General features: G+C 69.3%; 11 protein-coding genes and 1 tRNA gene. 7 read left to right on the top strand and 5 right to left on the bottom strand.

Going from position 1 to position 12,301, the window contains the following annotated elements; genetic code table 11:
• Nucleotides 1-84: 84 nt before the first annotated feature.
• A complete protein-coding gene (locus G537_RS0119345) occupies nt 85-1,428 on the bottom strand; it encodes an extracellular solute-binding protein (RefSeq protein WP_026871530.1) in 1,344 nt (447 codons plus the stop codon).
• Between the two features lie 226 nt (nt 1,429-1,654).
• On the opposite strand from G537_RS0119345, the gene G537_RS0119340 reads away from it, so the two are divergent.
• The 4 genes from G537_RS0119340 (at nt 1,655) to arsB (ending at nt 4,065) form a co-directional block, all read left to right on the top strand.
• Complete coding sequence (locus G537_RS0119340) at nt 1,655-2,029, top strand: ArsR/SmtB family transcription factor (protein WP_026871529.1); 375 nt, start codon at nt 1,655-1,657, stop codon at nt 2,027-2,029.
• Nucleotides 2,026-2,541, top strand: coding sequence for an arsenate reductase ArsC (locus G537_RS0119335; RefSeq protein ID WP_026871528.1), 516 nt, complete (start codon nt 2,026-2,028; stop codon nt 2,539-2,541). Before G537_RS0119340 ends, G537_RS0119335 begins: the two co-directional genes overlap by 4 nt.
• Nucleotides 2,538-2,960 carry an arsenate reductase (glutaredoxin) gene (gene arsC / locus G537_RS0119330; protein ID WP_026871527.1) on the top strand — a complete coding sequence of 141 codons (423 nt, stop codon included), beginning with the start codon at nt 2,538-2,540 and terminating at the stop codon, nt 2,958-2,960. The genes G537_RS0119335 and arsC overlap by 4 nt, the downstream gene beginning before the upstream one ends.
• A gap of 76 nt (nt 2,961-3,036) precedes the next feature.
• Complete coding sequence (arsB, locus tag G537_RS0119325) at nt 3,037-4,065, top strand: ACR3 family arsenite efflux transporter (protein WP_026871526.1); 1,029 nt, start codon at nt 3,037-3,039, stop codon at nt 4,063-4,065.
• Here the strand turns inward: arsB and G537_RS0119320 are convergent, their stop codons facing one another.
• Nucleotides 4,066-4,602: an arsinothricin resistance N-acetyltransferase ArsN1 family B gene (locus G537_RS0119320; protein WP_162146128.1), complete on the bottom strand. Its 537-nt coding sequence runs from the start codon at nt 4,600-4,602 to the stop codon at nt 4,066-4,068.
• 76 nt (nt 4,603-4,678) lie between these two features.
• On the opposite strand from G537_RS0119320, the gene G537_RS0119315 reads away from it, so the two are divergent.
• The 3 genes from G537_RS0119315 (at nt 4,679) to arsK (ending at nt 7,840) form a co-directional block, all read left to right on the top strand.
• Nucleotides 4,679-5,098, top strand: coding sequence for a PadR family transcriptional regulator (locus G537_RS0119315; protein ID WP_026871524.1), 420 nt, complete (start codon nt 4,679-4,681; stop codon nt 5,096-5,098).
• 63 nt (nt 5,099-5,161) lie between these two features.
• Nucleotides 5,162-6,538 carry an NAD(P)-binding domain-containing protein gene (locus G537_RS38755; RefSeq protein ID WP_211230434.1) on the top strand — a complete coding sequence of 459 codons (1,377 nt, stop codon included), beginning with the start codon at nt 5,162-5,164 and terminating at the stop codon, nt 6,536-6,538.
• Between the two features lie 21 nt (nt 6,539-6,559).
• Entirely contained in the window at nt 6,560-7,840 is a 1,281-nt protein-coding gene (gene arsK / locus G537_RS38750; protein ID WP_051248641.1) for an arsenite efflux MFS transporter ArsK, read from the top strand.
• A 176-nt stretch (nt 7,841-8,016) separates the two neighbouring features.
• On the opposite strand, the gene G537_RS0119300 is transcribed toward arsK, so the two are convergent.
• From G537_RS0119300 to carB, 3 genes are all read right to left on the bottom strand, one after another.
• Nucleotides 8,017-8,100 (bottom strand) — tRNA-Tyr (locus G537_RS0119300).
• 312 nt (nt 8,101-8,412) lie between these two features.
• Nucleotides 8,413-8,886, bottom strand: a complete 474-nt coding sequence (greA, locus tag G537_RS0119295; protein WP_026871523.1) for a transcription elongation factor GreA — start codon at nt 8,884-8,886, stop codon at nt 8,413-8,415.
• Nucleotides 8,887-8,975: 89 nt separating this feature from the next.
• Nucleotides 8,976-12,227, bottom strand: coding sequence for a carbamoyl-phosphate synthase large subunit (carB, locus tag G537_RS0119290; RefSeq protein WP_026871522.1), 3,252 nt, complete (start codon nt 12,225-12,227; stop codon nt 8,976-8,978).
• Nucleotides 12,228-12,301 lie beyond the last annotated feature (74 nt).

Genomic DNA, 12,301 nt, shown 5'->3' with positions numbered 1-12,301 from the left:
GCGACTGGTGAAGTATGGGGATGGAAAGGGACCTGCCGTCCCTCACCCTCCCGTGGGCCGAGAGGGTGAGGGCGGCGGCGCCGGTCAGAGCAGCTGCTTGCCGGCGTAGGTCTTCTCGAAGCGGCGCAGGATCGCGTTGCCGCGCTCCACCGCCTGGTCGAGGCCGTCCTGCACCGAGACCTTGCCGCTGATGATCGCCTGCAGCGCGTCCTGGACCTCCTTGCGGATCTGGATGTAGCCGCCGAGGCGGATGCCGCGGGAGATCGGGGTGGTCGGGGTGTAGGTCAGGCTCTCGATCGCCAGCTCGCGGCCCTTGTAGGGCGCCTTGTCGTAGAAGCCCTCGGCCTTCATCGCCTGGAAGCCGGAATTGGTCACCGGGATGTAGCCGGTGACGGTCGACCACCACTCGACCGAGGAGGGCTGGGCCAGGAAATTCAGGAACGACGCCGCGCCCTTGTATTCGGCGTCGGACTTGCCGGCGAGGACCCACAGCGAGGCGCCGCCGACCAGCGAGTTCTTGCGCTCGGTGCCGGCCCAGACCGGCAGCTTGACCACGTCCCAATGCATGTCCGGGGCGGCCAGCTTGCCGATGGTGCCGTGATCGGCGACCGAGGACTGCGTCATCTGGCAGGTGCCGGAGGCGAAGGCCGGGACAACGTCCTGGCCGCCTTCCTTGGTCTTCAGCACGAACAGGCCTTCGTCGTACATCTTCTTGATGAAGGCGACATGGTCGACGAACTTGGTCTTGTTGAAGACCAGCTCGGCGTCGAGCCCGTCATAGCCGTTGTTCTTGCTGGCGATCGGCTGGTTGTGGATCGCCGAGAACTGCTCCAGCGTCGGCCAGGGGTCGAAGTTGAAGGCCAGCGGGCAGTCGTAGCCGGCGGCCTTCAGCTGCCGGGCGATCTGCTCGACGTCTTCCCAGGTCTCGGGGCCCTTGTCGCGGCCGATCTTGGCGAAGGCGTCCTTGTTCCAGTAGAACAGCGCCGTCGAGGAGTTGTAGGGGAACGACATCAGCTCGCCCTTTGACGTCGCGTAGTAGTTCGCGATGCCGCCGAAATAGTCGTCCCACTTGATGTCGTAGCCGTTGTCGGCCATCAGCTTGCGGGCGGGGACATAGGCGCCGGACAGCATCAGGTCCAGCGTGCCGGCGTCGAACACCTGCACCACGGTCGGCTGCTTCTGGGCCCGGTAGGCGGCGATGGCGTTCTGCACCGCATTCGGATAGCCGCCCTGGCCGACGCAGACGATCTCGTAATCGGCCTGGCTGTCGTTGAAGCGCTTGCAGGTGTCCTGCACCCGCTGCTCCAGGTCCCCGGTCAGCCCGTACCAGAACTCGAACTTGGTGCGCTCGGCCTGGGCCGGCTGTGCGAATGCCGCGGCGGCGGCCAGCGCGAAGGCGGCCGCCGACAGCTTGGTCACGACGGTCATGTGTGTCTCCCGTTTGGCCGCCCCTGCACGCCCCACGGCGGCGGCGACGGGATCGTTCCCTACAGGGGGATGATGACGATTCGATTTAACATTCGTATCGCCGAAGTGACATTTGGCGTGCTCGCCTGTGGATTTCGCGAATGAGTTCAATGGATTAGACAAAAGCGCGATAGGTCCACATCCGAGCGAGCTTGCTCCAATTCCATATTTCTGCTATTCTCGAAATATGGATGAGAATGCAGCGATCGAAGGCCTTGGGGCGCTTGCCCAGTCCACCCGCCTGGCGGTCTTCCGCCTGCTGGTCCAGGCCGGGCCGGACGGGGTGCCGGCCGGAGCCGTGGCGGAACGGCTCGGCGTGCCCGCGACCACGCTGTCGACCCATCTCGGCATCCTCGCCCGCGCCGGGTTGATCCGGTCGCGGCGGGAAAGCCGGTCGATCATCTACTCCGCCGATCTCGACGGCGTACGGGCCCTGCTGTCCTTCCTGGTGCAGGATTGCTGCCACGGACGGCCGGAGATCTGCGCGCCGCTGATGGACGTGATCGAGCAGGCGAGCTGCGGCTGCGTTCCCGCGCCATCGGCATCGGGAGGTGTGGCATGAGCGATCCCGTCTTCAACGTGCTGTTCCTCTGCACCGGAAACTCCGCCCGCTCGATCATCGCAGAGGCGATCCTGAACCGGGTCGGGCAGGGCCGGTTCCGGGCCTTCTCCGCCGGCAGCCAGCCCAAGGGCCGGGTTCATCCCCGCGCCCTAGCGGTGCTCGAGCACAGCCATCACGACGTCAGCGGTCTCCGCTCCAAGGGATGGGAGGAGTTCACCGGCCCGGACGCCCCACGGCTCGATTTCGTGTTCACCGTCTGCGACAACGCCGCGAACGAGGTCTGCCCGGTCTGGCCCGGCCAGCCGATGAGCGCCCATTGGGGCGTGCCGGACCCGGCCGCGGTCGAGGGCAAGGAGTCCGAGATCGGCCTCGCCTTCGCCGAGACCTATCGCCTGCTGTCCAATCGCATCTCGATCTTCACCTGCCTGCCGTTGCGGTCGCTGGACCGCATCTCGCTCGGGCATCGGCTGCGTGAGATCGGCCAGACCCAGAAGGAACCGGCATCGTCATGAGCGCGGTCACGATCTACCACAACCCGGCCTGCGGCACGTCGCGCAACGTCCTCGGCCTGATCCGCAACGCCGGCATCGAGCCGACGGTCATCGAGTATCTGAAGACGCCGCCGAGCCGGGCCGAGCTGGCTGATCTCATCCGCCGCATGGGTGTCCCGGTGCGGGCGGTGCTGCGCGAGAAGGGCACGCCCTACCACGAACTCGGCCTCGACAATCCGGAGCTCACCGACGACCAGCTGCTCGACGCGATGATGGCGCATCCGATCCTGATCAACCGCCCGATCGTCGTGACCGAGCGGGGGGTGAAGCTGGCCCGCCCATCGGAGACGGTGCTGGACATCCTGCCGGCGCCGCAGCGGGGCGAGTTCCGCAAGGAGGACGGCGAGCTGGTCGTCGACGCCTCCGGCAAGCGCGCCTGATCCTTCCCTCCGACCGATCGGATCCGTGATGACCGCCGAAACCACCGCGGCCGGGCCCGCGCCGGCAGCCCCGCCCATGGGACTCTTCGAACGCTATCTCAGCCTCTGGGTCGCGCTCTGCATCGTCGCCGGAATCGGCCTCGGCGCGGTGGCGCCGGGCTTCTTCGCGCTCGTCGCCTCGGCGGAGGCTGCGAAGGTCAATCTGCCGGTGGCGGTACTGATCTGGGCGATGATCGTGCCGATGCTGCTGAAGATCGACTTCGCGGCCCTCGGCCAGGTGAAGGAGCATTGGCGCGGCGTCGGCGTGACCCTGTTCGTCAACTGGGGCGTCAAGCCGTTCTCGATGGCGCTGCTGGGCAGCCTGTTCATCGGCCATCTGTTCGCGCCCTGGCTGGCGCCGGACCAGATCCCGTCCTACATCGCCGGGCTGATCCTGCTGGCCGCCGCGCCCTGCACCGCCATGGTCTTCGTCTGGTCCAACCTGTGCGAGGGCGAGCCGCATTACACGCTGAGCCAGGTGGCGCTGAACGACCTGATCATGGTCTTCGCCTTCGCGCCGCTGGTCGGACTGCTGCTCGGCGTCGCCTCGATCACCGTGCCCTGGGACACGCTGCTGCTGTCGGTGCTGCTCTACATCGTCGTGCCGGTGGCGGCGGCGCAGCTCTGGCGCCGGTTGCTGCTGGCCGCGGGCGGCGAACCGGCGCTGCGCCGGACGCTGGCGGTGCTGCAGCCGCTGTCGCTCGCGGCCCTGCTGGCGACGCTGGTGCTGCTGTTCGGCTTCCAGGGCGAGCACATCCTGGCCCAGCCGCTGGTGATCCTGCTGCTGGCCGTGCCGATCCTGGTTCAGGTCTATCTCAACGCCGGCATCGCCTATTGGCTGTCCCGGCGGCTCGGCGTCGCTTGGTGCGTCGCGGCGCCGGCGGCTTTGATCGGCGCGTCGAACTTCTTCGAGCTGGCGGTGGCGGCCGCGATCAGCCTGTTCGGCCTCGACTCCGGCGCGGCGCTGGCCACCGTGGTCGGCGTACTGGTCGAGGTGCCGGTCATGCTGTCGGTGGTACGCCTGGTGACGGCGACGCGGGGTTGGTATGAGCGCCGGGCGATCTGATCAGTCCAGGACCTCGGTCACCGGCCGAGGTTCGGCCGGCTGATCCGGCCGGTCGCCGATCGGGCGCTGCCACCAGCCGACGTCGTGCCAGGCGCCGTGCTTGAAGCCGACGTCGCGGTAGACGCCGAGCGGCACGAACCCGACCGCCTCGTGCAAGGCGACGCTGGCCGGGTTCGGCAGGGCGATGCCGGCGAAGGCGGAGTGGTAGCCCTGCCGCCGCAGCAGCTCGAACAGCCGCTCATAGAGGGCGCGGCCGATGCCTCGCCGTCGCCCGGCCTCGGCGACATAGACGCTGACGTCGACCGACCAGCGATAGGCCGGCCGCGTCCGGTGCGGGCCGGCATAGGCATAGCCCAGGATCCGGCCGTCCTGTTCCATGATCAGCCAGGGATGGGCCGGGATCGTGCCGCGGATGCGGTCGGCCATCTCTGCCGCCGTGGGCGGCGCCAGCTCGAAGGAAATCGCGCTTTCGGCGACGATCGGGGCATAGATGGCCTGGAGGGCAGGGGCGTCCTCCGGCGTGGCGAGGCGGATCATCGGGTTTCCCGGCCGGGCTGGAATGCGCATACATTATCCCTTGACTCATCGACCATCAAGGTATGAGGATCGGCGCATGACCGAAGCCCGCAAACTCTCCGCCGTCGCCCGTCCCGCGGTCGACTACACCAGCCGGTCCTACTGGGCCGGCACGATCAAGATGAGCCTGTCCAAGTTCTTCATCCTGCGCGTGCTGCACGACCGGCCGATGCACGGCTACGACATCGCCCGCGCGGTGGAACTGACGACGAATGGCTGCTGCTCCCCGACCGAGGGCACGATCTACCCGGTGCTGCGCGAGTTCGAGGAGGGCGGCTATGTCACGGTCGAGAGCAGCGTCGTCTCCGGCCGCCCGCGCAAGACCTACACCCTGACCGAGAAGGGGCGGGAAGCCTTCCGGGTCGGCGTCGAGGCCTGGCTCGAGGTCACCCAGGTGCTGACCGAGACCGGCCAGGTGATCGAGCGGCAGGGCAGCGGCGGAGGCTGCTGCGGATAGCAGCCTCTCTTTTTTGCCTCAATACATCGACCATCAATGCCTAGAAGCCAAAGGAGATGCGAGATGAATCGTCCTCTTGTCTCGTCGGACCGTATGGCGCTCGAGACCGCCGCGCCGTCGGAGCTGCCGGTCGCGATCATCGGCGCGGGACCGGTGGGCTTGGCCGCCGCGGTGCATCTGCTCGGCTACGGGATCGAGCCCGTGGTTCTGGAGGCCGGCACGGTGGTCGGCGCCGCGGTGCGCGACTGGGGCCATGTCCCGATGTTCTCGCCCTGGGGGTACAGCACCGACCGGACCGCGGTCGCGCTGCTGCGGCGGCATGGCTGGACGCATCCGGACGAGGCCGGCTATCCGACCGGCCGGGACCTGGCCGAGCGCTATCTCGACCCGCTGGCCGCGACGCCGGAGGTCGCCGGCCGCCTGCGCCTGGGCACGCGGGTCACCGGCATCGCCCGCGCCGGCCTCGGCAAGGTCCGGACTGCCGGACGGGAAGACCGGCCGTTCGAGGTGCGGTATGTCGATGACGAGGGGCGGGAAGGGCGATTGTTCGTGCGGGCGGTGATCGACGCCTCCGGCACCTGGTCCTCGCCGAATCCGGCCGGCGCCAGCGGCCTGCCGGCGGTCGGCGAGCGCGCGGCCGCATCCCGCATCCGCTACGGCATGCCCGACGTGCTGGGCCGCGAGCGCGACCGTTATGCCGGCCGCCGCATCCTCGTCCTCGGCAGCGGCCATTCCGCCACAGGCACGCTGCTCGACCTGGCCGATCTGGCCCGGGAGGCACCGGGCACGAGCATCGTCTGGGCCTTCCGCAATACCGACCGGGCGAAGCTGTTCGGCGGCGGCGAGGCCGACCAGCTGCCGCGCCGCGGCGCCCTCGGCCTGCGCCTGCGGGCGCTGGCGGAGGCGGGGACCTATGAGATCGTCGCGCCCTTCGCGGTCGATGCGATCGAGGCGGCCGGGAACGGCCTGCGCGTCCTCGGCGACCAGGACGGGGCCGTGCGCGGCATCGAGGCCGACGAGATGGTGGTGGCGACCGGGCTGCGGCCGGACCTGTCGATCCTCGCCGAGCTGCGCCTCGACCTCGACCCGGCGCTCGACTGCCCCCGGGCGCTGGCGCCGCTGATCGACCCGAACGAGCACAGCTGCGGCACCGTCCGCCCGCATGGCGCGGCCGAGCTGGCGCAGCCGGAGCCCGGCCTGTTCATCATCGGCATGAAGGCCTATGGCCGAGCCCCGACCTTTCTGCTCGCGACCGGATATGAGCAGGCGCGATCGGTCGCGGCCCATCTGGCCGGGGACCACGAGGCGGCGCGGCGGGTCGAGCTGGTGCTGCCGGAGACCGGCGTCTGCAACGGTCCCGGCCGCAAGACGGAGGCGGCGACCTGCTGCGGCCCCGCCGCACCGGCCGAGTCCGCCACGGCATCCGCCTGCTGCGGATAGGCCTCAGGGGGAAACCTGGTCATGGCTGGAGCGACCGGCGCGGCCGGTCCGGTCTCGGGGCGGCGCCTGCTCGCCGCCGTGGCCGGGCTCGGGCTGACCCAGATCATCGGCTACGGCACGCTGTACTACAGCTTCAGCATCCTGGCCGCCGGGATGGCCGCCGATATCGGCTGGCGACTGGATCGCGTCTACGGCGCCTTTTCCGCTGCCCTCCTGATCGGGGCGCTGATCGGCCCCAGATGCGGCCGGTGGGTCGACCGGCATGGCGCCGGCCGGATCATGGCGTTCGGATCGGCGGCCTCGGCGCTCGCCCTGATCGGCTGCGCCCTAGCGCCCGGGCCGGTCGGCTTCGCCCTCGGGCTGATCGCGATCCAGCTGGCGTCGTCCTTTGTTCTCTACGAGGTGGCCTTCCCGGCCCTGGTCCAGGTCGCCGGCTTCGGCGCCCGGCGCAGCATCACCCATCTGACCCTGATCGCCGGCTTCGCCTCGACCCTGTTCTGGCCTCTCACAGCGGCGATGCAGGACCACCTGGCCTGGCGCGAGGTGTATCTCGTTTTCGCGGCGCTGCACCTGCTCCTGTGCCTGCCCGTCCATCTCTGGCTCCGCGGCCTCGCCCGGGCGACCGGCCCGGCGGCGCATCCGGCCGAGGCCGTCGCGGTTCCCGAGGGTGACGGGGCCTGGCGCCAGGATCAGCGCGCTCTGCTGGTGCTGACCATGACCGGCTTCTCGCTCGCCGGCTTCGTCTCCTCGGCCGTGCTGGTGCATATGGTCCCGCTGCTCGGGGCGATCGGCCTGGGCGCCGGCAGCCTGCTGGTCGGCAGCCTCTTCGGCCCGGCACAGGTGCTGAGCCGGTTCCTGACCATGACCGCCGGCCGCCGCGCCAGCCCGGTCAGCCTGGCGATCATCGCCACCGTCCTGCCGCCGCTGGCGCTCGGCCTGCTGCTGCTCGGCGCGCCCGCCCTGGCGGCGGCGGTCGGCTTCGCGGTTCTGTTCGGGCTGGGATCCGGGCTGAACAGCATCGTCCGCGGCACGGTGCCGCTGGCGCTGTTCGGGCGGTCCGGCTATGCCGAGCGCCTCGGCTGGATCTCCAGCATCGTCCACATCGTCTCTGCCCTGGCGCCGTTCCTGTTCGCCGCTCTGCTGGGCCGGCTGGGGCCTGCGCCGGCCCTCTGGCTGACGGCCGGCCTCGGCAGTCTGGCGGGTCTGGTGTTCCTGGAGATCCGGCGGCGGACCGGTGCCGCGACCGGCCGCATGACAGCTGTCGTCAAGGCAACCGACCCCGCTGAAGCAGGGCACAGGTGATGCGGTGCAGACGGCCGGGTCGAACGGCGCGTCAAGGTTCCGGCGCGCCGCCCTTACGGCCTGCCTGCACCGCCGATGACGACAAGGGATGGCGCGACGTCCCTCGACGGTGCCGCCGCGCCGGAATTCGCCATCGATCCTGTCCTGTCGGATCCACCGGACGGATCCGGGAGGTCTGGTCCACGGGGATGGAGTCGAACCACCACAGCGCGAGCGGGGCGTTTACAGCGCCTTGCCTTCACCGATAGGCGAGCCCGTGGGCCGCGGAAGGCTGGCGGAGAAGCCGGAAAGCCGGCCCAGCGGACGCACCATTCCCGGACAGGGAAGGGGCACCGGACTCTCGCTGGGGCTGAATGTTAACTGCGGCTTGGAAAACCGACGCACGACCGCTCTGCCACCCTTCCGATCAGAAGGTGGATTTTTCGCATGGATATCGCAGAGCGTGGGTCATGCGCGGCGTATACCACAGGACCGGTCCGGTGGGAATGGCCGGTCCGCTCCGATGGGCGGAGCCGAAACGGAAGCGGCCCCGCCGAAGCGGGGCCGCTGCGCAATGCAAAGAGGATCGGTGGTCAGACGAACTGGACCGTGACGATCTCGTAGCTCTTGGAGCCGCCGGGGGTGGTGACCTCGACCTGGTCGCCCTCGGCCTTGCCGATCAGCGAGCGCGCCAGGGGGGCGGTGATCGACAGGCGGCCCTCCTTGATGTCGGACTCGTCCTGGCCGACGATCTGGTAGGTGATCTCCTCGTCGGTGTCCTCGTCCGCCAGCGTCACGGTGGCGCCGAACTTGATGGTGTCGCCCGACAGCTTCGAGGTGTCGATGATCTCGGCCCGGCTGATCCGGTCCTCGAGTTCCATCACCCGGCCTTCGATGAAGCTCTGGCGCTCGCGCGCCGCGTGGTATTCCGCGTTTTCGGACAGGTCACCATGCTCGCGCGCCTCCGCGATCGCCTTGATCACCTCGGGCCGCGCCACGCTCTTCAGATGCTTCAACTCTTCCTGCAGCCGGTTGTACCCCGCCGCGGTCATCGGCACCTTTTCCATCGCGCTCCAGTCCCAAAAAGCCAAAAAGCGGTACCTCCGGCGTCAAGGACGCCGGCCTTCCAGACCTGCTCGTATCCCTGCCCCCGGTGCTACCGCGCCGAACCTAGGTAGGATTGCAGCGGGGCGACTTCAAGCGCCCCGGCCTTCAGCGCGGCGATCGCCTCCACGGTCGCGCGCGCCCCGGCCACGGTCGTCGAGTAAGGGATGTTATTGACCAGCGCGGCGCGGCGCAAGCCGAAGCTGTCGCGCACCGTCTGGGCGCCGTCCGTGGTGTTGAACACCAGCTGGACCTCGCCGTTCAGGATGGCGTCGACGATGTGCGGCTGGCCTTCCATCACCTTGTTGATGCGCCGGACCTTGAGGCCGCCTTCCTCCAGGGCCTTGGCGGTGCCGGTCGAGGCCAGGATCTCGAAGCCCAGCTCGGCGATGCGGCGGGCGATCGGGAGGATCGCCGGCTTGTCGCGGTCCTTGACCGAGATGAAGACCGTGCCCGACAGCGGCACCTTCTGGTTGGCGCCCAGCTGGCTCTTGGCGAAGGCGCGGCCGAAGTCGCGGTCCAGGCCCATGACCTCGCCGGTCGACTTCATCTCCGGCCCCAGGATCACGTCGACGCCGGGGAAGCGGTTGAACGGGAACACGGCCTCCTTCACCGCGGTGTAGGGCGGGGTCGGTCCGGTCAGGGGGAAGTCGGCCAGCTTCTCGCCGGCCATCACCCGGGCCGCGATCTTGGCGATCGGCGTGCCGGTCGCCTTGGCCACGAAGGGCACGGTGCGGCTGGCGCGGGGATTGACCTCGATGACGTAGACCTCGTTGTCCTTGACCGCGTACTGGGTGTTCATCAGGCCGATGACGCCGAGGCCGTCGGCCAGCATCCGGGTCTGGCGCTCGATCTCGCGCACCACGAAGGCGGGCAGGGAATAGGGCGGCAGGGCGCAGGCGCTGTCGCCGGAATGGATCCCGGCCTCCTCGATGTGCTCCATGATGCCGGCGACATAGACCTGCTCGCCGTCGCGCACCGCGTCGACATCGACCTCGATCGCGTCCTGCAGGTAGCGGTCGATCAGCACCGGGTTGCGGCCGGAGACCTTCACGGCCGTGGTGATGTAGCGGCGCAGCCCCTGCAGGTCGTAGACGATCTCCATCGCCCGGCCGCCCAGCACGTAGGACGGGCGCATCAGGCAGGGGAAGCCGACCTCCTGGGCGATCGCCTCCGCCTCCTCGGCGGAGCGGGCGATGCCGCTCTTCGGCTGGCGCAGGCCCAGCCGGTCCAGCAGGTCGCGGAAGCGCTCGCGGTCCTCGGCCAGGTCGATCGCATCGAGCGGCGAGCCGAGGATCGGGATGCCCGCGGCCTGCAGGTCGTGCGCCAGCTTCAGCGGCGTCTGGCCGCCGAACTGGACGATCACGCCCTTGACCGTGCCGCGCTCCTGCTCGACCCGGATCAGCTCGATCACGTCCTCGGCGGTCAGCGGCTCGAAATACAACCGGTCCGAGGTGTCGTAGTCGGTCGACACCGTCTCCGGGTTGCAGTTGACCATGATGGTCTCGTAGCCGGCCTCCTTCAGCGCGTAGGCGGCGTGGACGCAGCAATAGTCGAACTCGATGCCCTGGCCGATCCGGTTCGGGCCGCCGCCGAGGATGACGATCTTCTCGCGGTCGGTCGGGTCGGATTCGCACTCGCCGTCGTCGAAGCCGGCCTCGTGGGTCGAGTACATGTAGGGCGTGGCCGAGGCGAACTCGGCGGCGCAGGTGTCGATCCGCTTGTAGACCGGCGTCACGCCGAGGCCGCGGCGGGCGGAGGCGGCCTCCGCCTCGCTGACGCCGGCCAGCTTCGCCAGCCGGGCGTCGGAGAAGCCGAGCCGCTTCAGCCGGGCGAAGCCCTGGGCGTCCTCGGGCAGTCCGTAGCGCCGCACCTCCTCCTCCGCCGCGACGATCCGCTCGATCTCGCGCAGGAACCAGGGGTCGAACTTGCAGGCGGCGCGGATCTCCTCGACCCCGAGGCCGAGGCGCATGGCCTGGGCGATGACGAGCAGGCGGTCGTGGGTCGGGCGGGCCAGGGCGGCGCGGACGACCTGCGGGTCCGGCGCGTCCATGGCGACGCCCGGGATCTCGATCTCGTCCAGGCCGGTCAGCCCGGTCTCCATCGACCGCAGCGCCTTCTGCAGCGCCTCGGGGAAGCTGCGGCCGATCGACATCGCCTCGCCCACCGACTTCATGCTGGTGGTCAGGGTCGGCTCGGCGCCCGGGAACTTCTCGAAGGTGAAGCGCGGCATCTTGACGACGACATAGTCGATCGTCGGCTCGAAGCTGGCCGGGGTGACCTTGGTGATGTCGTTGGCCAGCTCGTCGAGCGTGTAGCCGACCGCCAGCTTGGCCGCGACCTTGGCGATCGGGAATCCGGTCGCCTTCGACGCCAGGGCGGAGGACCGGCTGACCCGCGGGTTCATCTCGATCACGACCATGCGGCCGGTCTCGGGGTCGACTGCGAACTGCACGTTCGACCCGCCGGTGTCGACGCCGATCGCGCGCAGCACCGCGATCGAGGCGTCGCGCATCCGCTGGTATTCCTTGTCGGTCAGCGTCAGGGCCGGGGCGACGGTGACACTGTCGCCGGTGTGGATGCCCATCGGATCGACGTTCTCGATCGAGCAGATGATGATGCAGTTGTCCGCCCGGTCGCGGACCACCTCCATCTCGTATTCCTTCCAGCCGAGGACCGATTCCTCGATCAGCACCTCATGCGTCGGGCTGGCCGCGAGGCCGGAGCGGACGATCTCCTCGAACTCGACCCGGTTGTAGGCGATGCCGCCGCCGGTGCCGCCGAGGGTGAAGGACGGGCGGATGATCGCCGGCAGGCCGACATTGGGCAGCGCCCGCAGCGCCTCGTCCACGGAATGGACCACGGCGCTCTTCGGCGATTCCAGCCCGATCGCGTCCATCGCCTCGCGGAACTTGGCGCGGTCCTCGGCCTTCTCGATGCTCTCGCGCTTGGCCCCGATCAGCTCGATCCCCAGCCGCTCCAGCGTGCCGTCCTCGGCCAGGGCCATGGCGGTGTTCAGCGCCGTCTGCCCGCCCATGGTCGGCAGCAGGGCGTCCGGCTTCTCCGCCTCCAGGATGCGGGCCACGATCTCCGGCGTGATCGGCTCGATATAGGTCGCGTCCGCCAGCTCCGGATCGGTCATGATCGTCGCCGGGTTGGAGTTGACCAGGATGACGCGGTAGCCCTCCTGCTTCAGCGCCTTGCAGGCCTGGGCGCCGGAATAGTCGAACTCGCAGGCCTGACCGATGACGATCGGTCCGGCGCCGATGATGCAGATCGAGCGGATGTCGGTGCGCTTGGGCATGGGGGCGGCCTGCTGGGTACGGGGGGCACGCTCCCGAAGGAGCGCGCTCTTATAAGGAAGGATGGCGATGGGGG

Origin of the sequence: Inquilinus limosus DSM 16000, assembly GCF_000423185.1 — a bacterium.
Taxonomy (GTDB): domain Bacteria; phylum Pseudomonadota; class Alphaproteobacteria; order DSM-16000; family Inquilinaceae; genus Inquilinus; species Inquilinus limosus.
Note: the sequence above shows the minus strand (reverse complement) of the source record. Positions and strands in the feature narration are given on the sequence as shown.

Excerpts from the sequence above, each read along its gene's own strand:
- arsK (WP_051248641.1), top strand. The coding sequence starts at position 6,560 with ATGGCTGGAGCGACCGGCGCGGCCGGTCCGGTCTCGGGGCGGCGCCTG.
- G537_RS38755 (WP_211230434.1), top strand. The coding sequence starts at position 5,162 with ATGAATCGTCCTCTTGTCTCGTCGGACCGTATGGCGCTCGAGACCGCC.
- G537_RS0119335 (WP_026871528.1), top strand. The coding sequence starts at position 2,026 with ATGAGCGATCCCGTCTTCAACGTGCTGTTCCTCTGCACCGGAAACTCC.
- greA (WP_026871523.1), bottom strand. The coding sequence starts at position 8,886 with ATGGAAAAGGTGCCGATGACCGCGGCGGGGTACAACCGGCTGCAGGAA.
- arsC (WP_026871527.1), top strand. The coding sequence starts at position 2,538 with ATGAGCGCGGTCACGATCTACCACAACCCGGCCTGCGGCACGTCGCGC.
- G537_RS0119340 (WP_026871529.1), top strand. The coding sequence starts at position 1,655 with ATGGATGAGAATGCAGCGATCGAAGGCCTTGGGGCGCTTGCCCAGTCC.
- G537_RS0119315 (WP_026871524.1), top strand. The coding sequence starts at position 4,679 with ATGACCGAAGCCCGCAAACTCTCCGCCGTCGCCCGTCCCGCGGTCGAC.
- arsB (WP_026871526.1), top strand. The coding sequence starts at position 3,037 with ATGGGACTCTTCGAACGCTATCTCAGCCTCTGGGTCGCGCTCTGCATC.
- G537_RS0119345 (WP_026871530.1), bottom strand. The coding sequence starts at position 1,428 with ATGACCGTCGTGACCAAGCTGTCGGCGGCCGCCTTCGCGCTGGCCGCC.
- G537_RS0119320 (WP_162146128.1), bottom strand. The coding sequence starts at position 4,602 with ATGATCCGCCTCGCCACGCCGGAGGACGCCCCTGCCCTCCAGGCCATC.
- carB (WP_026871522.1), bottom strand. The coding sequence starts at position 12,227 with ATGCCCAAGCGCACCGACATCCGCTCGATCTGCATCATCGGCGCCGGA.